Genomic DNA, 25,896 nt, shown 5'->3' with positions numbered 1-25,896 from the left:
CATGTCCGCCCCGGCAAGCTCGGCCGTGCAAGGCAGGCACAGCCGAAGGGGGAACCAGCACATGGGGTGGAGCCTCGACGCCATCATCGAACCCGTCGTGACCATCGCGACGAAGTTCCTCGGCGACCGGGCGGAAGGGGAACGGTCCACGCTGCTGCTCGGCGCGCAAGCCGCCGCGACACCGCACCCCGGGTGGCTCGCCGCCACCGCGAGCGCGGAGTGCGTGTCGGCGTGGCAGACCCGGTTGCGACGGCTGGGCGAGGACGTGGACCGCGCCGCCGACGCGGTCAACGACTCGATGGGCACCTACGTCGACGCCGACCGGTCCGCCGCCGACGCGCTGCGCGCCCAGGCCGAGTGGTTCACGCGATGACCCTGACCGTCTCCGACCTCAAGAACGCCCGACCGGCGCTGTGGTGGACCGCCGCCGAGGACGCCCGCGACGCCGCCCACCACTGCCACGACGTGTCCTCCCTGGCGCGCAACGAAGTGGCCCGCACCCTCCAGGTGTGCTGGGTCGACCAGGCCGGCGAGGACGCCACCCGGTCGTTCACCCGGCACGCGGACACCTACGAAGCCGCCGCGACCGTCCTGGAAGGACTGATGTCCACCTACGGCGCGCTGGCCCAGGCCGTCGAGGCCGCGCAACGCGCACTCGGGGACGCGCTGGACTTCGCGAGCCGGTACTGCCTGGGCGTCAGCGAAGCCGGCGTGGTCACCGGCAACACCGACACCGACCTGGGCAAGTGGGCCGTCAACTGCGCCTCGCTGATGGTGGCGGCGGCGCTCACCGCGGCCAACCAGGCCGACGAGCAGGCCGCCGGCCGGCTGCGGGTGATCACGGCCCTCACCGACTCGACCGACCCCGCCGCCGTCCGCCGGGCCTTGGACGCCGCGGCCGGCGACCCGGTGCAGATCGCCCTGCGCCTGCTCGGCGCGGGGGAACTGCACCCGCTCAACATCCCGGCGGAACTCATGGACGCGGTCCGCCGCGCCGCGCGCGAGACCGGTGTCAGCGAATCCTTGTTGCTGGCGATCGTCTGGCAGGAACAGCAGTGGTACCAGAACTTCGAGCCGGACGGCGGCCCGCTCACCGAGACCTGGCGCTTCCTGGAGTGGACGGCGCAGCAGACGATCGAGCCCGACAAGTCGCTGGGCATCACCCACATGAAGATGGACACCATCCGCGAGGTGATGAACGGGAACCGGGAGGCCTTCAACACCGAGGACGGCACCTTCCTCGGCGACCTCGGCGACGCCGACCTGGCCGCGTACGTGGAGAAGAACCCCTCGGAGAACATCAGGCTCAGCGCCCACCACCTCGCCCAACTCGCGGAGAACCCGCACGGCGCGACCACGGACAAGCAACTGTTCCTGCTCTACGCGGCCGACACCGACCAGGTCCGCGACTACAACGACCGCTACGGCGACTCCACGGCCGCCCGCTCCGGCGACATCCGCGACCGCGCCGCGGCCTGGGACAGCTTCCAGTCCCGGCTCGACGACACCAACGCCTGGTCCCGGCTCACCGAGCAGCAACGCCAACAAGCCCTGGCCGACATCGCCGCCAACTCCCCCAGGCACGCACCCGTGGACCTGCACCCCCTCTACCCGGCCGGCACCTCCACCGCGCGCGGCACCGGAACCCCGGGCGACGAACCCTTCCTCCCCTACCCCGTCGAACGGCCACCACGCCCCCGCTGACCGGCGGGTCGCCCGGTGATCCGTTCAGGCGAGACCGCGCCGATCGCCCCCGCGGCGCCCGGCCCGGCGGTTACCGTCGATCTTCGACCGGAGGGACGACGGGGTGGGCATGACCGACCAGAACGCGAAACAAGCGATCGACCCGCAGGTCCAAGCAGCGAAGATCAACCGCACCGGCGCGATCATCGGGGTGGTGACCGCGGCTCTCATCACCGGCACCGCGACCGGCGTGGCCGCGTACTTCACCGGACGCAGAGACGGCGTGCAGGCGGCCAACGTCGCGCCCGTCTCCACGGTGGTCTCCGTGCACACCGTCACCGCGCCCGGGAGCAGCCCCGACACCACCACTGCCACCTCCGCCAAGCCGGGGGCGACATCCCTGCTCGACCTCCAGCACACCGAGAGCAGCAAGGCGGCGATGCTCGTGGAGAAGCAGGTGGTGAACACCAAGAGCTACGACCGCGTCATGACGGCCGCCTTGCGGGAGTGCGACTACCCGTCGGCGTCCAGTCGCACCTACCAACTGGACCGGAAGTACCGCAGGTTCACGACGATGGTGGGCCTGACCGACCAGTCCAGCAGCGGCATCGTGGTCGAGTTCCGGGTCCTCAAGGACAACGCGAGGGTGGACACGGCGACGACCCGGGTCACCGTCGGCGAGGTCAAGGAGCTGACGGTCGATCTCACCGGCGCTTTCCGCTTCACCATCGAGATGGAGGTCATCCCCACCAGGTGCGCGAACTGGGTCGCCGGGGCGACCTGGATCGATCCGACGCTGGGCTGAGCGCCCGGCGCCGGGCGTTCCGGAAAGCCCGCGACACGGCGACGAGGAACGCGGTGTCGTCGGCCAGGTCCGTGCCGCCGCGGGACACCGGGCCCGACCGGGCGGGGACGCTCTTGGTGGCGTGGGCGCGAAGAGCGGCGGTGACGGTGGCGGCTTCCACCGCGGCGTCGCGGGCGCGGCCGGTCAGGCCCGATCGGGTGGCCTCGGCGTGGGCGGCCTCGGTGACGGCCGGGTCGCGGTAGGGCTGGAGGGCCAGCAGGCCGTCACGGATCTCGATGACCCGCCGGTACACCCGCAGCCGGAGGTTGCGCAGCACCACCACGTCCGGCACGCGCGGCGGGTCGAGGGCGATGGCCGGTTCGGCGCGGTAGAGGGCGCGCCACAGCGGGCCCAGGCGGCGGTGCAGGCGGTAGTGGTGCAGCCAGCCCAGCGCCGTGGGCAGTGCCGCGCCGACCAGGACGAGCAGGTACGCGGTGGTGGGCAACGCTTCCCGCGCCAGCGGCGTGCGGCTGGGCGCGAACTCGAAACCCAGGCGCGGGCTCATCGCCAGGATCGTCTTGTTCGCCAGGTACAGCAGCCCCAACACGGTGCCGGCCACCACCAGGCGCAGACTGGTGCGCAAGACGCGGTCCCCGGCACGACGCGCGTGCCGCAGGCCCAGGACGACCACGGCGGTCAACGCCGGCGACTGCGCGGCGGCGTAGGCCAGGCAGTACTCCATGACCCACGGCGACTGCGGGCGCAGGTCGGGTGCGGCGGCGAAGAACAGGCACATCACCGCGAACCCCGTCACCGCCCACCACGCCTGCCACCGCGGGCCGCGCGGGTAGCCGTTCATGCGCGCCATGAACTCCTGCCCGGCCCACGCGGTGAGCACCATGCCGGTGTGGTTGACCAGGCGCGCGAGGTCCCCGGACCCGGTCGCCTGGCTCACCAGCGCGGCCGTGGACGGGATCTGCGCGGTCAGCGAGCACGCCAGGCCCAGGAACACCCACCGCAGGCAGCGCCGCGCGCCGGTGCCGCCGCGTCGGGTGAGCAGCACCGCCCAGGCCAGCACGGCCGGACCCCACTGGCGCAACGCGTCACCCATGTCGGCCGCCGTCGAGGGCGTCACGCAGGCGGCCGGTGAACGTGGTGGCGGGTGTGTCGCGCTGGCGGATCAGCGAGGCCAGCGTCTCGGCCTCCCACTCCTCCTCGGTGGTGTACCCGGCACGGCCCAGCACCCGCCGGACCACGTCCGGGTCCAGGCTCGGCAACAGCACCCGCGAGAGCTCGGCCGGTGTCACCGACGCCGAACGGTGGTCGCACAGCAGGTGCGCCAGCTCGTGCAGGACGATGTGGTCCTGGTGCGGCGGCGAGGTCCCGCTCTCGTGGAAGATCAGGTCCGCGGTGTCGGTGGCGATCCACAGGCCGCAGACCTCGTCGAGGCCGGTCATGGGCAGCAGCCGGATCGGCCGGCGGCGCAGCGCGGCGACCTGCCGGCACAGCTCGCGGGCGTCGAAGGGCACCGGTGCGGGCAGGTCGCGCAGCAGAGCCGCGTGACGTCTGCGAGCCCGGCGCCGGTTCACGGCCCCGTGCCCGGCGGGGCGGTCTCGGGCAGCCCCTCCAGCTCGCGCACCCGGTCCACCATCTCCGCGATGGCCTCCAGGCTCTTGGCGGACAAGCCGTTGGCGCGCAAGGCGATCTGCCGCACCGGCGCGTCCCGCAGCGCGGTGAGCAGCGCGAGTTCGGCGTCGATGCGCTCGGCCGCGCCGTCGTCGAAGAAGTACGCGGGCGGCACGCCGAAGAAGCCCGCCAACGCCTCCAGGTGCCGCTTGGTCGGGTTGTCCCGCAGGCCCTTGCGCAGCTGCCACAGGTAGGTCGCGGAGATCGTCGGCCCGCCGCCGGCGCGGATGGCCGCGGCCACCTCCTCGAACGAGTACTCGCCGCCGTCGCGCGGGCGCACCGTCCGGAACAGGTGATCGACCTTGGCGGCCAGGGAACCGACGTCGTCGGACATGGGCCCAGCGTAGTCCGTCACCAACTGGTGTGAAGCGGGAACGGTTCACTCATTTGCTCGCATTGACCGGTTCCTTAATGCAGGTTTACGGTCGGTGCCGCTTCCGTCAACTGATGTGAAGCAGGACCGCGAGCCGGGGGGACTCGCGGTCCGCACGCCATCGCCACTTGGGGGAACCATGGCCGCATCGTCGGCGCGCTCCACCGACCGACCGTTACCGCGCCGGACCAGGCTGCTCGCCATCGCGCTCGCCGTGGTCCTCACCGCCGGCACCGCCGAGACCACGACACCGCCGGCCGTGGCCGCGCCCGATCCCGCGCCGGCCGCCGGTCCCGTCGTCGGGTCCCGCCCGGACGTCGTGTCGGCCGCGGTCAGCGCGCGAGCCCAGGGGTCCAAGGTCGAGGTCGAGTCGCTGCGCACCGAGTCGTCCACGACCTGGGCCAACCCCGACGGGACGATGACCACCGACGAGCACTCGGGCGCGGTGCGTTTCCGCACGTCCGAGGGCCGCTGGAAGGACGTGGACCTGACCTGGCGGCGCGACCGCGACGGCACCGCGGCGCCCGGCGGGCACCCGTTGCGGGTGAAGCTGGGCAAGGACCACGGCAAGGCGGGCGGGTTGCTGGTCGCCGCCGCGGCGCAGGACGGCGCGCGCGAGGTCCGCTGGGACGCGCCCTGGCCGCTGCCCAAACCCGAACTGGACGGCACGAAAGCCCGCTACGCCGACGTGGAACCGGGCGTGGACTTCCTCGTGCACACCCGCCGATCCGGGTTCGAATACGACTTCGTCGTCAAGAAACGGCCCACGACCGCGCCGGTGTGGCGAATCCCGTTGCGGATCAAGGATTTGACCGTGCGGCAGGAACCCGACGGCGCGATCGCGTTCCTCGACGACAAGGGCGAGGTCCACTCCTCGATCCCGGTGGCCTACATGTGGGACGCCGAGATCGACCGGCGCAGCGGCGAACCGGTCAACCGCGCGAAGGTGGACCTGCGCGTGGAGGGCGAGCACCTGGTGGTCGCGCCCGATCCGGCGTGGGTGCTGGACGCCAAGCGGTCCTTCCCGATCACGGTGGACCCGACCTACGCGGTGGCCAACGCGTTCCCGAACTTCGACACCTGGGCGCAGTCGGACTACACCAGCGACCAGTCGACCTCCCCGGAGTTGAAGCTGGGCACCTACAACGGCGGCACGGTGAAGGCGCGGTCGTTCCTCAACGTCCCGGTGGCCCCGTTCAAGGGCAAGCAGATCCTCGGCGCGACCCTGTCGCTGTTCGAGACCTGGTCCTACTCGTGCACACCGTCCACGATGATCGTCCGCAGCGCGCAACTCGCCTCCACCTCCACGCGCTGGACCTCCCAACCCACGATCGGCTCCCAGTACGGCTCGGCCAACGTCGCCAAGGGCCACGACAGCGGCTGCCCGGCGGGCCGGATGTCGGTGCCGATCACCCCGCTGGTGCAGGCCTGGTCCAACGCGACCTACACCGTCGGCGGCATGGTGCTGATGGCCGGCAACGAGTCCGACTCCAACTCCTGGAAGAGGTTCCACTCCAGCGAGGGCTCCGCCGACCCGTACATCTCCTACACCTACAACCGCCCGCCGACGGTCCCCGCGAAACCCACGATCGTCAACGCGGTCTCCTACGCCGCGCCCGGCGCCTCGACCTACCTCTACACCGCCAACCGCCGCACCTGGGTGTCGTCCAAGGGCACCGACGCCGACGGCAACAACGTGCGCTACGAGTTCGAGTTCCACACCTCCACCGCCGGCACCGCGGCCACGCTGAAGGCCACCTGCACCAGCTCGTCCTACCCCTCGGGCACCACGGCCGGCTGCCAACCCAACGCCGACCTGCCCGACAACACCGCCATCGTCGTCCGGGCGCGCACCACCGACGGCTTCCTCAAGTCCGGCTGGTCGCCCTGGGCCCTGGTGCGCATCGCCGCCACCACCCCGGCCGTGCCCACCGTGTCCTGCCCGTACCCCAACGGCTCCTGGACCGACACCCCGCCGACCACCGACGTGACCTGCACGATCACCGCCACCGGCACCGGCTGGAGCGCGCCGGGCTACGTCCGGGTCAACGTCGACGCCAAGCCCTACCCGACCAACTTCACCGGCGGCCCACCCGGCCACCTCAAGATCACCCCGACCAGCATGGGCGGCGACGGCAAGGTCACCGTCACCCTCCCCCGCACCCCGGGCCAACACTCCATCGCCGTCCGCGCCGAAACCCCGTCCGGCCTGCTCTCGGGCCTGGGCGGCTACTCCTTCGGCTACGGCTCGGCCACCCTGTCCAGCCCCGCGGTCACGCCCCGCACGACCACCACCGGCGGCGTCCGCATCACCGCCTCCGGCCCACCCAAGGGCACCTCCGGCAGCGTCACCGCCACACTCAAGTGGCGCCTGTCCGGCTACGGCGGCAACAGCGAAACCACCGGCTGGAACACCGCCACCAACGCACCCCTGACCGTCACCGACAACGGCGCCGCGGGCGTGACCGTCGCCGGCACGTGGAACACCACCGCCGAGACGCAGGACGGTCAGCTCGACTCCGACCCCGCCACCGCCGGCGTGCAGCCGACCGCGCTCAACGACCGCGTCCCGGCCCTGCTGGACGTGCAGGTCTGCCTGGTCTACAGCGCTTCCACGCAGTGCACCTGGTCGCAGTCGAGGACCACGGTGCTGCGCGTGCCGCACGCGTTCGGCAACGGCTTCCCGACCGCGGACGCAGGACCGGGCCAGGTCGCGCTGTGGACCGGTGAGTTCCACACCGAGGCCACCGACGTCTCCGTGCCCGGCTACACCGGCGACCTCGCCCTGTCGCGGTCGCACTCCACCTTCGCCGGGACCACCGACGCGGCCACCGGCGTGTTCGGTCCCGGCTGGACCGCGCAGTTCGACGGCGCGGAGGGCGGCGTGGCCGGGATGCGGCTCGTGGACGGCACCCGCGCCGACGGCACCCTCGCGCTGCTCGACGGCGACGGCACCGCGCTGGTGTTCGAGTCCCCGGCCGGCACCCGGCGCACCACCGCCGACCTCCAGCCCGGGACGTGGGTGCCCGCCGACGAGGAGACCGCCCTGGACGCGGGCAAGCTGACCGTGGCCGGCACGGGCGCGGCGACCACCATCGCCTACACCGAGGACGACGGCACGATCACCACCTTCACCACGACCGCCGCCGGCGCGCCGACCGCCACCGCCGCCGGGAAGTTCCGGCCCACCGGCGTCACCGAGGCCGGGGTGCCCGGCAAGACCACCTACACCTACGACACCGCCGGCCGGGTGACCCGCGTCCTCGCGCCGGCCGCGCCCGGCATCACCTGCCTCGACGCCCAGGGCGGCTACACCGGCGCGGTCGGCTGCCGGTCGCTGCGCCTGGAGCACGGCACGACGGGTTCCGCCAACGGCCGCCTGGTCGCCGCCTGGCTGGACATCCACGACCCCGACCGCGGCGGCATGGCCTCCACCCAGGTGGCCGCCTACACCTACGACACGGCCGGCCGCCTCGCGACGGTGACCGACCCGCGCAGCGGTCTGGGCACGACCTACGGCTACGACGCGGGCAACCGGCTGACCTCGGTCAAACCCGCGGGCCAGGTGCCCTTCCAGCTGTCCTACACCGCGGCACCGGACGTGAAGCTGGCCAACGTCAAACGCGACCGGCCCGCCGGCGACCCGACCGGCGGCATCGCGACCCTGGCCTCGTTCGTCTACGACGTGCCGACCACCGGCACGGGCCTGCCCGACCTGTCGGCGACCTCGGTCGACCGCTGGAACCAGGCCGTCGCCCCGGTGAAGGGCTACGCCGTCTTCGGCCCGGACCACCCGGTCGCCACCACCTCCCCGGGCGGGATCGCCGCCGGCGACTGGGAACACGCCGACCTGCAGTACACCGACGCCCAGGGCTACACCGTCAACACGGCCAAATACGGCGCCGGCGCCTGGCAACTCACCGCGACCGACTACAACGCCCAGGGCAACGTGGTGCGCGAACTCGACGAACGCGCGCTGCGGCTGGTCGTGGACGAACGCCTGCCCGCCGGGGCCACCGCCGACCAACTAGCCACGCTGACCGTCTACAACACCGACATCCTCGCCGGCTCGACCGTGGTCACCCCCGCGGGGACGCTGATCACCGACACCTACGGACCGTCCCGCACGGCGGTCCTGCGCGACGGGTCCCAGGCGTGGCTGCGCACCCACACCAGAACCGACTTCGACCAGGGCGCGCCGAACACGGGCATCAACCCGGCGACGACGCTGCCCTACCGACTGCCCACCACCGCGACCACGTTCGCCCACGACCCGGGGACCGGCCAGGACGTGGAGGTCGTCTCCCGCACCTTCACCGACTACGCGCCTGCCGTCGCCGGTGACCCGGACGGGTGGGCACTGAGCCTGCCGGGCCGCGTGACCACCGACGTGGACCTCGACGGCACGGCCTCCGCCGCCGACATCACCCGCACCACCCGCCACGACAGCGAGGGACGGACCGTCGAGACCCGCCAACCGGCCTCGCCCGGGACGGACGCGGGCACCACTAGGACCGTGCACTACACGGTCGCCGCCAACACCGCCCACCCCGAGTGCGGGAACAAGCCCCAGTGGGCCGGCCTGGCGTGCAAGACCCACCCGGTCGCGGCTCCCAGCTCCGGCCCGACGCTGCCGACGACCACCACGACCGGCTACTCCGCCCTGCTGGCCCCGACCACCGTCGTGGAGACCTCCGGACCGGTCACCCGGACCACCACGACCACCTACCTGCCCGACGGCCGCACCGCGACCACGGCGACCACGGTCACCGGACTGACGGGCTCGACGCCCACCACCCGCAAGGAGACCGAGTACGACCCGCAGACCGGCGCGGCCACGAAGGTGACCGCGCGCAACGCCGACGGGTCCGTCGCCGGAACGATCACCACCGGCTACGACTCGTGGGGCAGGCAGACGACCTACCAGCCCTCCGGCGAGTCGCCCACGACGACGGTCTACGACGCGGCCGGCTCGGTGGCGACCGTGACCGACGCAGGCGGCTCCACCCGCTACACCTACGACGGCACCGACGCCGCCGGCCGCACCGAACGCCGAGGACTGGCCACCAAGGTCGAGGTCACCGCGTCGGGCTCGACGTGGACCTCCACCGGGGCCTACGACGCCGACGGCGCGCTGGTCACCCGCAAGCTGCCCGGCGGCGTGACCCGCCACGACGAGTTCGACCACGCGGGCGAGCCGGTCGGCCTGCGCTACACCGGCCGCGTGACCACGGTGAACGAGGACGGCACCACCACCGTCGACCCCGACGGCGGCTGGTTGACGTGGTCGCAGGACAACGACGTGACCGGCCGCGTGGCCCGCGAGTGGACACCCGAGGGCAGCGCGTTCACCGGCCCGGCGGGCGACGAGCTGGGCGACGCCGTCCCCTACGACCGCGCCTACGCCTACGACCCGGCCGGCCGCCTGACCACCGTCCGGGACCGCACCGCCGCGACCACGGGCGTGGACGTGACCGACCCGGCCGAAACCCCGTCCTGCGTGACCCGCTCCTACGGCTACGACACCAACGACAACCGCCGAACCAAGACCACGACCCCCGCCGCCGCGGACGGCTCCTGCACCACCACCGGCGGCACCACCACAACCCGCACCTACGACACCGCCGACCGCCCCGTCACCGGCACGAACACCCAGGGCACCTACACCTACGACCCCCTGGGCCGCGCCCTGACCATCCCGGCGTCCGACGCCCCAACCCCGCAAGCCGGCGACATCGCCTTGACCTACCACGACAACGACCTGGCCGCCTCCATCACCCAGGGCAGCACAACAACAACCTTCACCCTCGACGCCGCCGACCGCCGCACCACGGAAACCGTCACCCGCCCAACAGACACCACCCGCACGGTCCGGCACTACACCGACAACTCCGACAACCCGACCTGGGTCACCGAGGACGGCGTCACCCGGCGCTACGCCGAGTTGGTTGGCGGCGAACTCGCGCTGACCGTCACCGGCACGGGCGAGGCGGACCTGGCCATCGCCGACCTCCACAACGACATCGTGACGACGGTCGACTTGCCGCCGAGTGGTGCGGCGGCCACGGCCGTCACCGGGTGGAGCGACTACGACGAGTTCGGCGTAGCCGCCGCGACGAACACCGCCACCACCGGTGAGGTCGAGTACGGCTGGTTGGGCGCCCGGCAGCGCGCGGTCACCGCCGTGGGCCTGACCTTGATGGGCGTCCGGCTCTACAACCCGGTCACCGGCCTGTTCACCAGCCCCGACCCGGTGTCCGGCGGCAACAGCAACGCCTACACCTACCCGGCCGACCCGGTCAACGACGAGGACCTCGACGGCCAGTGGCGCCGACCCAAGTGGTTGACGTGGAAGAACGTCGGGCGGGCCGCCACTGTCGCGGCGTTCGGCGTGTGCGTCTTCGCCTCAGCCGGTGTCTGCCTGGGCGCGGGTCTGGCGGCGGGCGCACTGGTCGCCCGCGCGGATGCCAGGCGGTGGGGTGGCCGCACGTACTGGAAGTCCTTCGGCAAGAGCGCGGCCTGGTCACTCGCGGGCGGCGCCGTCGGCAAGGGCATCTCCCGCATGTACGGAGCACGGGCGACCAGCCACGCCAAGCACATGCGTATGCGGTCGTGGCGGAAGTTCTACCGCAAGAGGATTTGGCGCTCCTCGGGCCCGGTGTCGTCCCGGGTCGGCGTGCGCCGTCACCGCTCCCTGTACTACATGCACCAGGCCCAGAGCGGGTTCGTGATGAACGTCTACCAGAACGGCTGGTACAAGCGGAAGCGCAGGAACTACGGCGCGGACTGACCCCACCCGGGCGACCGGTTGACGGCCCGCTGCCCCCTACCGGGGGCGGCGGGCTGATCCAGTATCCGAAGCACTCGCGCCGAGCAGGCCACCTGCATGGGGCGCGGCCGCAGTTGTGCGCCGTATTCCGCCCGACCGAACGGTCCGCCGACCCGGTTCTCGGAGGTGTCGTCGTGGAGGAAGCCGAGCCGTCAACGCCGGCGCCGTGCACGGCGGCCTGAACGTCAGGTCCGTGACGCCGCCCGAGCGCGGGGTCACCGCGCCAACTCCCCGCCGCGCTACGCCAGTTCACCGGCCGCCTGCCACGACCACCTCGACCAAGCGTTCGGCGGGGCACCGGTGCTCATCTCCGCCCTCGGCGGCGCGGGCACCATCGGCAAGACCTGGCTCGCACTGCTGTGGACCGCCACGGGGTCAACGGTCAACCGGCGAACGCGCCATCCCTCGTCTGCATCAGTTCAGATCGACGATCTCTGTCAGACGGCGGATATATCGCAGGTTCCCTCGGGCGATGATGGGCTCGTCCATTCCACTGTGGTCAATCGGTGACGCGTGGGGCAGAGGCGCCGTCAGGGCCTGTTCCTTCGGGCGGAGTGCGCACCCGGATGCGATCGGGTACCGCGGCGGTCGGCAGGCCACTGCTCGCCACGGTGTGCTCGCGTTGTCGACCCATTGGTGCCGGGGTCCGGCATGTCCGGAGTGGACTTCAGGTCTCAACACAATCGACGGAGTTGATCTGCAGTGCTCGGCTACATCGCCTTCGCGGAAGACCACACCACCGCCGACTGGCGCGAGCTGGACTGGGAAGCGCCTGCCTCCCTGGTCTGGTGGGTGATGCGGTTCGTCGCGGACCAGATCCAGGACGACGGCGTCTCCGAGATGCTGCACTTCCTCGCCGACAACCAGATGCAATCCCTGACACTCGACTACTTCACCCACAAGCAGCGCGGTGAGATCGTGCGGGTCCTGGTCGAGGCGTTGCCCGGCGCGGTGTCCGAGCACTCGTCTCCGAAGACGCGCGAGCACTTGGCCGGCTTGGTCGAACGGGCGAAACGGTGGGCCGCCGCCGACCGGGCCTGGGACAACGGTGAGACACGGCAACGGGCCACGGGACCGGACCCGGGCAACCGCGGAGCTTGCGTCTCGGTATGCGAGGGCTCATACCCGTCCTGAGGGCCGCACGCCCCGGGTCACGGGGGGTTCAGCGATGCCGACCGGCACGAACGACGTGATCGCACATCACGAAACCACGGGCATCGTGGAGTCTTCGCAGATCCTCCTCGGCGCAGTCACCGGATCACCCAGCGACATCACCGAACACCCAGAGCGAACAGACCCGGCATGACGACCGGACCGGAGGCCCTGGGCAGCACGCCGACGAGTAGTCGCGCCATGCCTCTTCACAGAACGCCTCAACCGTCCGCACCATGACCACATCATGAGATTCACAAACCAGGAGGAGGCCGTCGGCACCCTGATGGACCGCCATGGCCTCACCGCGTTCACCGCCTTCGCACCGCCTCCCAGGCTCGCAACCCTGAACTCCGTGACGTCGTCGAGCCCGTCGTCCACGCCGGCGAAATCCCTGGGCGCGGTCGGCACCGGGTGATGACGTAGAGTTCGAGCACTCGGATGTTCAACAGCGCAGCATCCCCGCGGACGCCACAGTCAGGTGACGGGAGAGCGCGTTGACGGAGTCGGTGCTGACCTTGGCCCACGACCTGGTCGAGATGTCGCGGCTGGTCGAGGACGATGACGTGGAAGCGATCACCGAGCGGTTCCTGGACCGGCTGGTTCGCACGGTTCCGGACTGTGACCACGCCATGCTCACCGTGGAGACTCCCGACGAGCAGGCCGAGACCATCGCCTCCAAGCGGGGCCCGCGCGCTGCCGAGCTGACCGTGGACCTGACCAGCGACAACCCGATCGGTGAGGCGCTGCGGTTCGGTGAACCCAGACGCATCGCCGACGTCGAGGTCGAGACCCGCTGGACCGCGTTCACCGGGGCGCTGACCGTGCACGAACTGCGGTCGTGCCTGGTGCTGCCCGTGCCCACCAAGCACTCGCCCCCGGCGGTGCTCACGCTCGCCTCCCGCACGCCGCACCACTTCGACGGGCACGCCTACGACATCGTCCTGCTGCTGACCCTGCACGCCGGCGTCGCGTTCGACAACGTCCGCGTGTACCACGACAGCCGCACCCTGGTCGACAACCTCACCGTCGCCCTGCAAAGCCGCCACACGATCGGCCAGGCCCAGGGCGTGCTGATGCACCGGTTCGGCATCGACGCCGAAACCGGTTTCGCGGTGCTCAAGCGCGCCTCCCAGCACGCCAACATCAAGCTCCGCGACCTGGCCCGCACCCTCGTCACCGCCCAGGAGGACGGCGAGCTGACCGAGGCGCTGGCCAAACACGGCATCACCGGCCCCGACGCCTGACGGCCCACGCCACGTCGCCCGCCGGCGCGTGGTCCGGCGCATCGTCACCCGTGCGGATCGTCAACCGTGCGGATCGTCACCCATCACGGGTGGACGCCGGAGCGAGGTCGCGTTCGGCCGCCCACCGCTCCACGACCTCGGGCGTCCCCCACACCTGTCCTCGGGGCGCGGTGACCGAGCCCACCCGACCCTCGGTCGCCAGCCGGTGCAACGCCTCGACCACCACCGGTAGCTGGATCTGCAGGCGGGCGGCGATCCGGAATGCGGCCACCGGGCTGCCCGCGGCCGACGCCTCGACCAACGCCCAGTGCACCTGCCCGCGCGCGGACCACAACGGCTCGTCGTCCAACCTCCGCCGCTCCCGCGGGTCGAGGTGCCTGGGGCACGCCGGGGCGAACCGGCCCAACGGCACCGAGTACCGGACCGCCGCGAGGCAAGGCTCACCCGTCCGCGTCGGACGCCCACAACGAGGTCGATCCGCGTACGCGACACCACCCGCCCCGGACGACCACCCGCTCGTGACGCCGTCCACCACGCCCGTGCCCACCACGCCCAGCCGCCCGTCAACCACGTTCCAACCCACCTCCGCACCGAGGGCCCCAGCGCGCCCCGTGTTCCCGTATCGATCCCGTCACCCGACGTACCCACGGGACCGCCACCCGGTTCGACATCACGCCGACACCCCCCGAACGAGGGGTTCGCCGCACAACGCAGCGCCGACGACGGCACGTTCACCCGCCCCTCTACGCTGGTACGGCCATCCGGGTGCACGGAACGTGGAAGGGTCCAGGGTGACGGCGACGATCAGCGACATCGACAAGGCGGCCGGCGTGTTGCGCGCCGGGGGCTTGGTGGCGGTCCCCACCGAGACCGTGTACGGGCTGGGTGCCAACGCCGAGGACCCCGCCGCCGTCGCCCGCGTCTTCCAGGTCAAGGGCCGACCGCCCACCCATCCCCTGATCCTCCACATCGGCGACGCGGAGCACCTGGGCGACTGGGTCGCCGAGGTCCCGGCGACGGCGCGGCTGCTGGCCGAGCGCTTTTGGCCCGGGCCGCTCACCCTGGTCCTGCGGCGCGGCCACCGGGTGCCCCTCGCGGCGACCGGCGGACTGGAGACGGTGGCCGTGCGCGTGCCCGACCACCCCGTCGCGCTGGCGCTGCTGTCCGCCTTCGGCGGCGCGGTCGCGGCCCCGTCGGCCAACCGGTTCGGTTCGGTCAGCCCGACCACGGCCGACCACGTCCGCTCCGAACTCGGCGACGCCGTGGACTTCGTGCTCGACGGCGGGCCCTGCGAGGTCGGCGTCGAGTCGACCATCGTCGACGCCACGGGCGAGACCCCGAGCATCCTGCGGCCCGGCGGCGTGACCCGCGAAGACCTGGAGGACGTGCTGGGCCGCCCGGTCGCGGACGGCTCGGGCAGCCGGGTCCGCGTCCCGGGCCAGCACCCGTCGCACTACGCGCCCCGCGCCAAGGTCGTCCTGGTCGAGCCCGAACTGGTCCTCGCCGAAGCGCGCCGCGCCCAAGAGGAGGGGCGCCGGGTGGGCGTCTTCCTCCCACCCGCCCTCGCCGACACCCCGGTGACGGCACACGCCGTCGTGCCGGTCCCCGCCTCCACGACCGCCTACGCCCGCGGCCTGTACGGCTACCTGCGCGAACTGGACCTGCGGGGGTGCGACCTCATCATCGCCTCCCTGCCGGCGGAGCGGGGACTGGGCCTCGCGATCGCCAACCGACTCCGCCGCGCCGCAGGACCGCGCTGACCGCCGCCCCCGAGCGCGTCAGGACGCCGACGCGAGCGCGTCAGGACGCCGACGCGGTGACGTCCAGTCCGCGTGCCGCGACCACGTCCGCGCGGCCGTCGGCCAGGCGGTAGCACAGGCCCACGACGGCCGTGTCACCCGCGGCGACCCGGTCGGCGAGCACGCGGGAACGGTCCAAGAGCAGGTCGATCGTGTGCCGGACGTGCTCGGCGAGGATCTCGTCGGCCTGCACCCGACCCGCCGCCCGCGCCGCGAGCACGCTGGGCGTCACCCGCTCCACGACGTCCCGGACGAACCCGGACGGCGTCGCACCGCCGTCCACCGCGGCGCACGCCGCCGCCACCGCGCCGCACGAGTCGTGGCCGAGCACGACCACCAACGGGCACCCCAGCACTTCCGCCCCGAACTCGACGCTGCCCAGCACCTCGGAGCCGACCACGTGGCCCGCCGTGCGCACCACGAACAGGTCGCCCAGGCCCCGGTCGAAGATGATCTCGGCGGCCAACCGGGAGTCCGAACAGCCGAACAGCACCGCGAACGGGCGCTGACCCGGCGCGATCTCGGCGCGGCGCGCCGCGTCCTGGTTCGGGTGCTCCGGGGAGCCGGCGACGAAGCGCCGGTTCCCGGTGAGCAGCAGGTCGAAGGCTTCGGCGGGGCTGAGGGCCTGCGTCTCAAGCATGACCCGCAGCCTAGTTCAGACCGCCGCCATTCGTCGGTGTGAGCAACGTCCAATCAGAGACCGTCCCGAGGTGCGCGACCGTGCGCCGAACGCCGAGGCCGCCGGCTGCTCACCGACCGCCGCCCCGCGGTGCCGAACGGCCCCGCCGGGTGTCGGGCACCGCGTCGAGGTCACGCAGGACGCGCTCGCGGTCCGCGGTCCGGTGCAGCCGGTCGTACAGGTCCGCCGCGGCCCGCCACGCCCGTGCGGCGTGGCGCGGCCGGCCGAGGGCCAGCAGCGGGCGGCCGAGTTCGTCGAGGGTTTCGGCTTGCGCGCTGGTGCTGCCCAGGGCGCGGCGCAGGGCCAGGGCGCGTTCGTAGCAGGCGACCGCCGACCGGTGCTGGTCGGTGCGGTAGGCGATGTGGCCACCGACGTGCAGCGTGTCGGCTTCCCCGGTCACGTTGCCGTGCCGCCGGTTCAACACCAGCGCCGCGTGGCAGTGCGCGGCGGCCCGTTCGTAGTCGCCCAGTCTCGCCGTGTGGCGGGCGAGCATGGTGAGGGTTTCGGCCTCCCAGACGGGTTCGCCCAGGTTCCGGTACGCGGTGTGGGCGCGGGCGGCGTGCCCGCAGGCCCGGCGGGCGTCGCCGTGCGACTCCCACGCCCGTGCCAGGTTGCGGTGCACGTGGGCCCGCCCCAACGCGTCGTCCGCGAGCAGCAGCGCGGTGTTCAGGTTGTCCAGCGCCCGGTTGTGGTCGCGCGCCAGCGCCCACAGGTAGCCCAGCACGGTGTGCGCCCGGGTCTGCTCGCGACGATCGCCGAGTCGCCGGGCGGAGTCCAGCGCGGACTCCCAGCAGACGACCTGGTCGGCCAGGAGGCCCTGGCGGTGCTGGAAGGTGCTCATCGTCCAGGCGAGCCGGCCGACCGCCTCGTGCAGCCCGTGCCGGCCGGCGAGGTTCTGCACGGCGCGCAGTTCCCGGTACTCCTCGGCGAACCACGCCGCGGCGGCGGTCGCGTCGGTGAAGCGCGCCGGGGCGCAGTGCGGCGCGGGCGGGTCGAGGTGGATCGGTCGGCGCGACGGGTCGAGCAGGCGGTTGGCGGCGAAGGAGGTGTGCACGTAGAAGTCGACCAGGCGGCGGACGGCGGGCTCGTGCGCCCGCGCGGGCGCGCGGCGGGCGAGGGTGACGGCGTACTCGTGGACCAGGTCGTGCATGCGGTACCGGCCGTCGTCGTCCTCGGCGAGCATCGAGCGGTCGGCGAGGTCCCGCAGCAGCTTGCGCGCCTCGGCGTGCGGGAGTCCGCCCAGTGCCCCGGCGGCGAACGTGCCGATCCGGGTCGTCGGGCACAGGCCGAGCAGCCGGAACAGCCGGGCCTGGCCGGGGTCGAGGGCGCGGTAGGACCACGACAGCACGACGCCGGGGTCCGCCGACGTGTCGGGTCCGGCCAGGGCGGCCAGCCCGGAGGTGAGCAACGTGTGCGCCAGCGCCGCCGTCGAGGCTCGCGGGTGGGTCTGCGCCCACCCGGCCACGACGCTGAGCGCCAGCGGGTGGTCACCGCACGCTCGCCTGATCACCGCGAGGGCCGCCGCGTCCGCGCGCACGCGGTCCGATCCGATCCTCGCTTCCAGCAGCGCCTCGGCTTCGTCCCCGCTCAACACGTCGAGCGCCAGGTGCCGCGCGCTGTGCCCGGTGACCAGGCCGGTGAGGCGGTTGCGGCTGGTGATCAGCACCGCGCACGTCGGACTGCCCGGCAACAGCGGCGCGACCTGCGCGGAGTCGGCGGCGTTGTCCAGCACGAACAGCACGCGCCTGGCCGCGACCACGCTGCGCAGCAACGCCGAGCAGGCGCGCAGGTCCGCCGGGATCGACTCCGGCTCGACGCCCAGCGCGCCGAGGAACGCCCGCGCGGCGTCCTCCGGGCGCACCGGCGTGTCGGCGCTGAACCCCGCCAGGTCGACGAACAACTGCCCGTCGGGGAAGCGGTCCAGGTTGCGGTGCGCCCAGCGCAACGCCAGCCACGTCTTCCCGGTGCCGCCCGTGCCCACGACCGCGCAGATCGGCATCTCGCCCCGCCCGGTGAGCGCGTCGTCCAACCCGGCCAGCTCGGCCGCCCGGCCGGTGAACGCCCCGGGATCGGCCGGGAGCTGGTGCGGCACCACGACCACGGGCGAAGGCCGGTGGTAGTGCACGCCTCCGTCGATCGACCCCGCCTGGACCACGACGCCCGCGGCGAGCGACTCGGCGACGTTGCGCACCACCCGCTCGTCGCACACCTGTTCGCAGTTCACGCCGTTCCCCCTCGAAGGGCGAGGACCGGGCGTCCGCCGCCGGTCATCTCGTGATGTGCACGTCCCGTCCGGCCAGGACGATCCGGCTGCGACCGGACGCCTCCGCCCGCTGGGACAGGCGCCCGGCGCCCCGGGCGGTCGGCCCGTCGTCCAGCAGGCGCCGCAGTTCGTCGACGGCCTCCGGGTGCTCGGCGAGCAGCCGCCGCAGCCGGCTCCGCCACTCGCCCACCAGGTCGGCGGCCACGGCGTCGTCCCGCTCGGTGCGCGCCCGCAACGCCGCGGTCCGGGTGTCCACCGCCTCGGCTTCGACGGTGTCCCCCCGATCCGGGTGCGCCTGCCGCCACAACCCGCCGATCGCGGCGACCGCGCTCTCCCAGGCCTCGCCCGCCAACCTCTCCACCAGGGTCGTCGCCGCGGCGGTCAGGAACTCGTCCACTTGAAGCCCCCCTCTCGACTTCTCTCCCCCTGTCGAAGGTGGCAGAACGGTCCGCCCAGGGACCGCTCCCGGACGAGTTTCACCTGATCGTGTGGCAATCGCCCGGGCCGGGGCGAGGGGGTGGACAGCTCCATCACGAGCTTGAGGAGGTGGTCGAAGAGCAATGGCGTCAGTCCCCGGTCAGCCGGGCGTGGCGGTGAAGAAGATCGAGTGCCAGCCGCTCGCACCGTCCGGGATCGGTTCGGCGCGGTCGCTGGTCTGGGTGTAGCCGGTGCGGTCGGTGGCGCGCACGTCGAGGGTGTGCGACCCGGCGGACAGCTCGAACTCGGCCCGCCACATGCGCCAGGTGTCGATGTTCACCTCGGTGCTGAGCGTGGCCGGTCGCCACGGGCCGCCGTCGAGGCGGACCTCGACCTTGTCGATGCCCTTGTGCTGCGCCCAGGCCACGCCCGCGGCGACGAACCTCCCGGCGGGGACCTGCTCGAAACCCTTCGGGCGGTCGATGCGGGACATGGTCTTGATCGGGGCTTTCCGCGCCCAGTCGCGCTTGACCCAGTAGGCGTCGAAGTCGGCGAACGTGGTCAACTCGGCGTCGACCAGCCACTTGGTGGCCGAGACGAACCCGTACAGGCCCGGCACCACCATGCGCACCGGGAACCCGTGCTCGGCCGGCAGCGGCTCGCCGTTCATGCCGATCGCCAACAAGGCGTCGCTGTCCGGCGCCATGATGTCGACGACCGGGGTCCCGCAGGTCCAGCCGTCCACGCTGCGGGTCGCGAGCTGGTCGGCCCCCGGCCGGACGCCCGCCTCGGCCAGGATGTCGCGCAACGACACCCCGATGAAGTTGGTGGTCGAGATGTACGGGCCGCCGACCTCGTTGGACACGCAGCACAGGCTGATCGTCTTCTCCACCAGCTCACGGCCCAGCAGGTCGTCGTAGGTGAGCACGAGTTCGCGGTCCACCATGCCGTGGACGCGCAGCCGCCAGTCCTGCGCGAGCAGCTTGGGCACCGACAGCGCCGTGTCCACCCGGTAGAACTCGGAGTTGGGGGTGATGAAGCCCGGCGTCCCGTCGCGCGCGAAGTCCGCGCCCGCCGGGATGGGCGGCGCGGTCACGTCCGGGGTGAGCCGGATCGACCGGCGGGAGGCCTCCACGTCCACCCGGCCGCCGATGAGGTGCCCACCGGCCGCCGCCACCCCCGCGCCCGCCGCGACCACACCGGACGTGATCAGGAACCGCCGCCGCCCCAGACCGGGGACCACCCACTCCACCGGCCGCGGGTCGTCCACCGCGGCCTTGCGCGACGAGCGTCGGGGCGCGATCCGGTGCAACCACAGGAACACTCCGACGCCCACGACCAGGCTCGCCAACGGGGCCAACACGGCGACCGTGTCCAGGGTGGGGCGAGCGAGCACGGCCACGACGCCGACCAGGCCGAGCACCGCGGCCAGGACCGTGCCCGGCACCGGGGTGCGCCGGGACAACGCCCCGGCGACGACCGCCGCGCCCGCGATGACCGCCGCCATGCCGGCCAGGAGCACGACCTTGTCGTTCTCGCCGAAGGTGCGGATCGCGAAGTCCTTGAGCGGGTGGGGCGTCAGGTCGATCGCCGTGTTGCCCACCGCCAGGAACGGGGAGGCGAACGGGTCGATCAGCGCCGCCACCAGGTGGCCCGCCGCCAACGCGGCGGCCACCGCGATCAGCCCGACCGCCGCGGCTGCCCACAACGGCAGCCGCGGCGGTCGGGGATCGGTCCTCTGCCTGCGGGTGGATGCGTTCACACCCGGTGTTCGGAGCCGATCGCGCCGCGGATTGCTCAAACCATCGGCAGCACGACGACCGTCGCCGTGGTGGGCCGGGCAGACCCGCCGCGCGGCTCCACGGTGAGGCCGACCGCCTCTCCACCGGTGAACCCGTTCGCCAGCAACGGGAGTGGCCGGTCACCCGAGCCGGACAGCAGTCCCGCCGGGCGCGGCCCGCCGGGGCCGATCAGCCACAGCTGGTAGGTGCGGTCCTCGGGCAGCGCGGCCAGACCGTGCGCCAGGAACACCACCTGCCCCCGGGTCCGGGACGCCACGGCGGTGCCGCTGCCGCCGCCGGTCACCTCGCCGCGCACCAGCTTGGCGTCCGGGGCGGCCAGCACCGCCGCGAACCGGCCGGACTCCGCCTCCACCTGGCGCAGGGCCTGGAGTTGTCGTTCCAGCCGGTCGTTGGCGGCCGCGGTGTGCACGCCCAGCGCCACCACCACCGCGACCGCCGCCGCGGCGGTGACCGCCGCCGCTCGCCGCCACCGCTCGGCCCGGCCACCGGTCGCGCGAGGCAGGTCGGGCGGGACCTGCCGCGTGTGCGCGACGGCCGTGAGCACCCGGTCCTTCAACCCGGCGGGCGGCGTCACCTCCGCCCCACCGGCCAGCAGCGCCGTGGTCTCACGCAGCTCGGCGACCTCCTGCGCACAGCCGGAGCAGCCCGCCAGGTGCTCCTCGAACACCCGCCGCTCCGCCTCGGTGACGGCGTCGAGCACGTACGCGCCGATGAGCGTGTGCGCCTCGATGCGAGCGATGTCGTCGATCACCGGGTCACCCCCAGGCAGTCGCGCAGCCGGATCAGCCCGTCGCGCATCCTCGTCTTGACCGTCCCCAGCGGGAGACCCAACAGGGACGCGGTCTCCGGGTAGGTGTGGCCCTGGAAGTAGCTCAACAGGATGGACTCCCGCTGCACCTCGGTCAGCGTCGCCAGGCACCGCCGCACCTGGCGGCGCTCGATCCGCGTGGCCACCTGCTCGCTCACCGCGTCGAACGGCGTCTCCACGTCCCGCCGGGCCGCCACGTCCTCCCGCCGCGTCGCGGCCCGCGCCGACCGCACCCGGTCCACCGCCCGGTGGTGCGCCATCGTCATCACCCACGCCGTCCCGCTCCCCCGCCCGGGGTCGAACCGACCCGCCGTGCGCCACACCTCCAGCAACACCTCCTGCGCGACCTCCTCCGCCTGGGCGTGATCGCGCACCACCCGCCACACCAGGCCGAACACCCGCCCCGCCACCACGTCGTAGAGCCGCTCGAACGCCTTCTCGTCACCGCCCGCCACCAGGCACAACAGCTCCTCGACCGACCGCTCGGCCCCGACGTCGGGCACGGCCTGGAGCTTGCGCTCACGGGTCGCCATCGCGTCACCTTCCCGTCGACACCCTCGACAGGTGTTCGCGACAACCCCCGCACCGGATCGTCCGAGTGCCGTATCAACCCGATCGGGCGGTCCCGACTCCCCCACCGCTCCCGCGCCGGCGAAGTGCCCCCCAGCCACGCGCGGTCCGCACGAGACGTCATCGGCTGTCCAGCGGCGTCCCCGCCCAGGGCCGACCGCGGGTAGCGGGCCGTCAGGCGGTGGTGTCGGCGTCCTTGACGTAGGTCGGGTGGAGGTGGACGGGTTCGGGTGCGCGCTTGGCGCGGACGCGCAGGTTGAGGAACTCCACGAAGATCGAGAACGCGATGGGGCCGTAGACGTAGCCCTTGGGGATGTGCTGGTCGAACCCTTCGGCGATGAGGCTGCCGCCGATCAGCAGCAGGAAGGACAAGGCCAGCATCTTCACCGTCGGGTGGCGGTTGACGAAGTCGCTGATCCTGCCCGCGGAGACGAGCATGACCACCATCGCGACGACGACCGCGGCGACCATCACGCCCAGTTCGTCCACCATGCCGACGGCCGTGATCACTGAGTCGAGCGAGAACACCACATCCAGCACGAGGATCTGCGCGATGACCGACGCGAACGACGCCGCCTTGCGCGTGGCGGCGCGCTCGGCGCCTTCGAGCTGCTCATGGATCTCGTAGGTCGCTTTGACGAGCAGGAACAGGCCGCCCAGCAGGAGGATCAGGTCCCGGCCGGAGATCTCCTGACCGAACACGGTGAACAGCGGCGCGGTCAACCCGATCACCCACGACAACGACGCCAGCAGCAGGAGCCTGGTGATCAACGCGAGGGACAGGCCGACCAGCCGGGCGCGGCGTTGCAGTTCGGCGGGCAGGCGGCCGGCGAGGATCGAGATGAACACGATGTTGTCGATGCCGAGGACGACCTCCAGCAGCAACAAGGTGGCGAACGCGATCCACAGCTCCGGGCTGAGCATCCACTCCACGCTCGGGTCCTCCGTCCACACGCGACGACACGACGGCCGCCTGCGGACGATAGCCGAGACTCCCCCACCCCGAAGGACGATCCGCGAGCCACACCACTGTTCACCCGATCGTGCGACAACTCGTGCGTCCTTTGTGGACGCAAGCCGTGACACCGCCACCCGGATCGGACCCATTACCATCCCGAGCCAGGTGAACGACCGCCTCGGGTGTCGGACGGATCCTCGGTGGCAGGTAGCCCACAGCAATGGGTTGCGCGCTCGGTGGTGCGCGATGGTGCCCGGCTGTTCTGCCGTGACTGGCAAGGGCCGGGCAGGCCGGTTTCCCGCGCCGCCTATGCGGCCGACGTCATCGCCGTGCTCGACCAACTGGGGCTCGACCGGGCGGTCCTGGTCGGACAGTCGCTGGGCGGGCACACGGCGATGCTCGCGGCCGCCGCCCACCCCGACCGGGTGAGCGGGCTGGTCCTGGTGGAGGCCGGGCCCCGCGGTCCGCAGCCGGACCTGCCCGGCGCGGTCGGCGGGTGGCTCGCGTCGTGGCCGGCGCCCTTCCCGACGGTCGTTCTGGTCGGAGTGGGAGCGCGTGTCGTGCCCGACCGCGCTCGTCGTGGGCCAGTCCGGGGTGATGCCGCCGGAGGAGATCGCCGAGTTCGTCGACGGACTCCCCTGACCGCCGTCATTGGTGCGGGATGGGTACGCCCGCGGCGCGCAGCTCGGCCTCCACGAGCGCGTTGAGCCGTGTCCACGCCGTGGACTCCCCGTCTTCGAGGTGGTGGTTGATCAGCCCGTACCGGGTGGCGGCGTCGGGACCGGGCTGGTAGCCGGTCGGCGTCGCCAGCAGTTCGCGGTGGGCCAGCAGGTTCTCGGCCAGCGCGGACGCCAGCTCCTCGATCCGGGGGTCGTCCGGGTCCCAGGACCGCGCCTCCCAGCCGCGTTTGGTCAGGTCGGCGAACTCGGGGTCGTCCAGCCGGTGTTCGAGCTGGGCCAGGAAGATGTCGAACAACTCCGGCGCCAGCGCCTTGGCCAGCACCAGGGCTTCCCGCTGGCCGGCCACGTAATCGTCGCCGAAACCGAGGTCGGACAGCCGGTCCAGGACCGCCAGGGCGCGGTCGGGCAGCAGGAGCCGCTCGCCGTCGGCGAGTTGGCGCAGGGTGTCACGCCGGGCGACCAGCTCGGCGATCCGCTCGGTGAGACGTCGTTCGACGTCGGTGAGCGCGGCGGCGAACCGCTCGGTGTCGGCGTCGAGCAGCGGCCCGACCTCGGCCAGCGGCACCCCGGCGGCGGCAAGAGTGCGGACCTGGACCAGCCGCAGCAGGTCGGCCGACCCGTACCGCCGGTAGCCGGAGCTGTCACGGGGTGGTTCGGCGAGCAACCCGTGCCGGTGGTAGTGCCGCACGGTCTTCACCGTGACACCGGCGAACGCCGCCGCCTGGCCGATCGTGACACCGCCGGCCGTGACACCGCCGGTCGTGACGCCGCCGGTCGTGACGCCGCCGGTCGTGACGCCGCCGGTCGTACCCGTCGAGGGAGCCATGCGACGAGTGTGCGGCCTGACCCGAGGTCAAGGTCAACCCGCGGCCCGCTCGCCGCAGAACACCGCCTTGAGCAGCTTGTCCAACGCCTGCGGGAACTTCGTGGCCAGGTCCACCTCGGTGTCCACGCCGGTGATCGAGGCGGTCAGGGTCTTGCTGCCGTCCGCCGTGCTATACATCAGCGCCCCGTAGCCGATGGTGTTGCCGTTGTGGAAGTAGAGGGTGCCGCCGCACGGGACCGAGTTCTCCACGCGCACCCCCAGACCGAAACCGCTCCTGTCGTGTGGCGTGCGCATCTCGGCCAGCAGCGGGGCCGGCACGAGCTTGCCGCTCATCAGCGCGGAGAAAAACGTGTGGAGGTCCCGGGTGGTCGAGATCATGTCACCGGCACCGAACACCAAGGAGGGGTTCTGGCGGGTGACATCGACCGTCTTCCACTGGCCGGCGTCCGGGTAGCGGTAGTAAGCGTGGGCGTGGGGCCCGCGGATTCCCGTCCGGGTGCCCGGCACCTCGGTGCCCGACAACCCCAGCGGCCGTGGTTCCCGATCGGACCCGACCGGCTCCAGGATCCGCCGCCGCATCTCCTCGGCGTAGGAGTGGCCGGTGACCTCCTCGATCAGCAGCGCGGCCAGCACGTAGTTGGTGTTGGAGTAGTTCCAGTCCCGCCCCGGCGGGAACAGCGGCTCCCGGGACAACGCGAACCGCACGAGCTCGTCGGGCTGGTAGGTGCGGAACCGGTTGTCCACCCACTCCTGGCCCGTCGAGGGCAGGCCCGGCATGGCCTTCCCGTCGTAGTAGTCGCCGGTGTAGTTGAACAGCCCGCTGGTGTGCTGCAACAACATCCGCACCGTGATCCCCGGGTCCAGCTCGAACCGGGGCAGGTAGCCGGCCACCGGGGCGTCGAGCGCGACCCTGCCCTCGGCCACCAGTTGCAGCACCACGGTCGCGACGAAGGTCTTGGTGTTGCTGCCGATCCGGAACCGCCCGTTCGTCGGCGGCTTCGCTTCCCCACCCACCTTGCGCAGTCCGGCGCTGCCCACCCACTCGCCCTGCTCATCGTGCACCCGCAACTGCATCCCGGTGAACCCGATGTCGATGAACCCCTGCATGGCCTCCTGCAACGCCGGACGGTACTGCCGGGCAGCGGCGGCAGTCCCCGGCGCGGACCCTCCGGCCAGCAACGTGACCGCCAGCGCGGTGACCGCCACGCGCCGGAAGACCCGCACCCTCTTCCCGAACCCGCCGACCGGCGCGGCGAACCGAGCCGTGGAACCAGTGCTGTTGTGCCTCATGCGGCCAGGCTCCGGCCTGACCTCGGGGCGGGGTCAACCCCTTCCGCCCA

The 25,896-nt window shown here is 72.5% G+C and carries 23 protein-coding genes; 10 read left to right on the top strand and 13 right to left on the bottom strand.

Features of this window, described 5'->3' with window-relative positions:
- The first annotated feature begins 61 nt into the window (after nucleotides 1-61).
- From AB0A74_RS00295 to AB0A74_RS00285, 3 genes are all read left to right on the top strand, one after another.
- Nucleotides 62-373, top strand: coding sequence for a hypothetical protein (locus tag AB0A74_RS00295; protein WP_358246694.1), 312 nt, complete (start codon nucleotides 62-64; stop codon nucleotides 371-373).
- The gene (locus tag AB0A74_RS00290) at nucleotides 370-1,704 is read left to right on the top strand and encodes a hypothetical protein (protein WP_358246693.1); all 1,335 of its coding nucleotides are present in this window, start codon (nucleotides 370-372) and stop codon (nucleotides 1,702-1,704) included. Before AB0A74_RS00295 ends, AB0A74_RS00290 begins: the two co-directional genes overlap by 4 nt.
- Nucleotides 1,705-1,813: 109 nt before the next feature.
- Nucleotides 1,814-2,488, top strand: a complete 675-nt coding sequence (locus AB0A74_RS00285) for an NPCBM/NEW2 domain-containing protein (RefSeq protein WP_358246692.1) — start codon at nucleotides 1,814-1,816, stop codon at nucleotides 2,486-2,488.
- Here the strand turns inward: AB0A74_RS00285 and AB0A74_RS00280 are convergent.
- From AB0A74_RS00280 to AB0A74_RS00270, 3 genes are read right to left on the bottom strand one after another with little or no spacing between them, the layout of a single operon-like run.
- Nucleotides 2,424-3,578 (bottom strand): MAB_1171c family putative transporter, encoded by a 1,155-nt coding sequence (locus tag AB0A74_RS00280; protein WP_358246691.1) that lies wholly within the window; start codon nucleotides 3,576-3,578, stop codon nucleotides 2,424-2,426. The genes AB0A74_RS00285 and AB0A74_RS00280 overlap by 65 nt on opposite strands.
- The gene (locus AB0A74_RS00275; RefSeq protein ID WP_358246690.1) at nucleotides 3,571-4,056 is read right to left on the bottom strand and encodes a hypothetical protein; all 486 of its coding nucleotides are present in this window, start codon (nucleotides 4,054-4,056) and stop codon (nucleotides 3,571-3,573) included. The genes AB0A74_RS00280 and AB0A74_RS00275 overlap by 8 nt, the downstream gene beginning before the upstream one ends.
- Complete coding sequence (locus AB0A74_RS00270) at nucleotides 4,053-4,487, bottom strand: helix-turn-helix domain-containing protein (RefSeq protein ID WP_358246689.1); 435 nt, start codon at nucleotides 4,485-4,487, stop codon at nucleotides 4,053-4,055. Before AB0A74_RS00270 ends, AB0A74_RS00275 begins: the two co-directional genes overlap by 4 nt.
- A gap of 178 nt (nucleotides 4,488-4,665) precedes the next feature.
- Here AB0A74_RS00270 and AB0A74_RS00265 point away from each other — a divergent pair, with 178 nt between their 5' ends.
- The 5 genes from AB0A74_RS00265 to AB0A74_RS00245 all read left to right on the top strand — a co-directional run bounded on the left by AB0A74_RS00265 (nucleotide 4,666) and on the right by AB0A74_RS00245 (nucleotide 13,754).
- On the top strand, nucleotides 4,666-11,316 hold the full coding sequence (locus tag AB0A74_RS00265) for an RHS repeat-associated core domain-containing protein (RefSeq protein WP_358246688.1): 6,651 nt from the start codon (nucleotides 4,666-4,668) through the stop codon (nucleotides 11,314-11,316).
- A 741-nt stretch (nucleotides 11,317-12,057) separates the two neighbouring features.
- The gene (locus AB0A74_RS00260) at nucleotides 12,058-12,489 is read left to right on the top strand and encodes a hypothetical protein (RefSeq protein WP_358246687.1); all 432 of its coding nucleotides are present in this window, start codon (nucleotides 12,058-12,060) and stop codon (nucleotides 12,487-12,489) included.
- 34 nt (nucleotides 12,490-12,523) lie between these two features.
- A complete protein-coding gene (locus AB0A74_RS00255) occupies nucleotides 12,524-12,661 on the top strand; it encodes a hypothetical protein (protein ID WP_358246686.1) in 138 nt (45 codons plus the stop codon).
- A 93-nt stretch (nucleotides 12,662-12,754) separates the two neighbouring features.
- Entirely contained in the window at nucleotides 12,755-12,925 is a 171-nt protein-coding gene (locus AB0A74_RS00250; protein ID WP_358246685.1) for a hypothetical protein, read from the top strand.
- 79 nt (nucleotides 12,926-13,004) lie between these two features.
- Nucleotides 13,005-13,754, top strand: a complete 750-nt coding sequence (locus AB0A74_RS00245; RefSeq protein WP_358246684.1) for a GAF and ANTAR domain-containing protein — start codon at nucleotides 13,005-13,007, stop codon at nucleotides 13,752-13,754.
- A 76-nt stretch (nucleotides 13,755-13,830) separates the two neighbouring features.
- Here the strand turns inward: AB0A74_RS00245 and AB0A74_RS00240 are convergent, their stop codons facing one another.
- Nucleotides 13,831-14,325: a hypothetical protein gene (locus AB0A74_RS00240; protein ID WP_358246683.1), complete on the bottom strand. Its 495-nt coding sequence runs from the start codon at nucleotides 14,323-14,325 to the stop codon at nucleotides 13,831-13,833.
- A 220-nt stretch (nucleotides 14,326-14,545) separates the two neighbouring features.
- Here AB0A74_RS00240 and AB0A74_RS00235 point away from each other — a divergent pair, with 220 nt between their 5' ends.
- The gene (locus tag AB0A74_RS00235; protein WP_358246682.1) at nucleotides 14,546-15,514 is read left to right on the top strand and encodes an L-threonylcarbamoyladenylate synthase; all 969 of its coding nucleotides are present in this window, start codon (nucleotides 14,546-14,548) and stop codon (nucleotides 15,512-15,514) included.
- A 40-nt stretch (nucleotides 15,515-15,554) separates the two neighbouring features.
- Here AB0A74_RS00235 and AB0A74_RS00230 read toward each other — a convergent pair whose 3' ends face one another.
- The 7 genes from AB0A74_RS00230 to AB0A74_RS00200 form a co-directional block, all read right to left on the bottom strand.
- The gene (locus tag AB0A74_RS00230) at nucleotides 15,555-16,193 is read right to left on the bottom strand and encodes a carbonic anhydrase (RefSeq protein WP_358246681.1); all 639 of its coding nucleotides are present in this window, start codon (nucleotides 16,191-16,193) and stop codon (nucleotides 15,555-15,557) included.
- Nucleotides 16,194-16,302: 109 nt separating this feature from the next.
- Nucleotides 16,303-18,456: an NB-ARC domain-containing protein gene (locus AB0A74_RS00225; RefSeq protein WP_358246680.1), complete on the bottom strand. Its 2,154-nt coding sequence runs from the start codon at nucleotides 18,454-18,456 to the stop codon at nucleotides 16,303-16,305.
- 43 nt (nucleotides 18,457-18,499) lie between these two features.
- Entirely contained in the window at nucleotides 18,500-18,892 is a 393-nt protein-coding gene (locus tag AB0A74_RS00220; protein ID WP_358246679.1) for a hypothetical protein, read from the bottom strand.
- Between the two features lie 180 nt (nucleotides 18,893-19,072).
- Nucleotides 19,073-20,674: a molybdopterin-dependent oxidoreductase gene (locus tag AB0A74_RS00215; protein WP_358246678.1), complete on the bottom strand. Its 1,602-nt coding sequence runs from the start codon at nucleotides 20,672-20,674 to the stop codon at nucleotides 19,073-19,075.
- Between the two features lie 35 nt (nucleotides 20,675-20,709).
- Complete coding sequence (locus tag AB0A74_RS00210; protein WP_358246677.1) at nucleotides 20,710-21,465, bottom strand: anti-sigma factor; 756 nt, start codon at nucleotides 21,463-21,465, stop codon at nucleotides 20,710-20,712.
- The gene (gene sigK, locus AB0A74_RS00205; protein ID WP_358246676.1) at nucleotides 21,462-22,055 is read right to left on the bottom strand and encodes an ECF RNA polymerase sigma factor SigK; all 594 of its coding nucleotides are present in this window, start codon (nucleotides 22,053-22,055) and stop codon (nucleotides 21,462-21,464) included. The genes AB0A74_RS00210 and sigK overlap by 4 nt, the downstream gene beginning before the upstream one ends.
- 211 nt (nucleotides 22,056-22,266) lie before the next feature.
- Nucleotides 22,267-23,046, bottom strand: coding sequence for a TerC family protein (locus AB0A74_RS00200; RefSeq protein WP_358246675.1), 780 nt, complete (start codon nucleotides 23,044-23,046; stop codon nucleotides 22,267-22,269).
- 186 nt (nucleotides 23,047-23,232) lie between these two features.
- Here AB0A74_RS00200 and AB0A74_RS00195 point away from each other — a divergent pair, with 186 nt between their 5' ends.
- On the top strand, nucleotides 23,233-23,757 hold the full coding sequence (locus AB0A74_RS00195; RefSeq protein ID WP_358246674.1) for an alpha/beta fold hydrolase: 525 nt from the start codon (nucleotides 23,233-23,235) through the stop codon (nucleotides 23,755-23,757).
- Here the strand turns inward: AB0A74_RS00195 and AB0A74_RS00190 are convergent.
- Entirely contained in the window at nucleotides 23,699-24,556 is an 858-nt protein-coding gene (locus tag AB0A74_RS00190; protein WP_358246673.1) for a MerR family transcriptional regulator, read from the bottom strand. The genes AB0A74_RS00195 and AB0A74_RS00190 overlap by 59 nt on opposite strands.
- A gap of 33 nt (nucleotides 24,557-24,589) precedes the next feature.
- Nucleotides 24,590-25,846, bottom strand: coding sequence for a serine hydrolase domain-containing protein (locus AB0A74_RS00185; RefSeq protein ID WP_358246672.1), 1,257 nt, complete (start codon nucleotides 25,844-25,846; stop codon nucleotides 24,590-24,592).
- Between the last annotated feature and the right edge of the window lie 50 nt (nucleotides 25,847-25,896).

The sequence above is a fragment of the Saccharothrix sp. NPDC042600 genome (genome assembly GCF_040647305.1).
Classification (GTDB): Bacteria; Actinomycetota; Actinomycetes; order Mycobacteriales; family Pseudonocardiaceae; genus Actinosynnema; species Actinosynnema mutabilis.
Note: the sequence above shows the minus strand (reverse complement) of the source record. Positions and strands in the feature narration are given on the sequence as shown.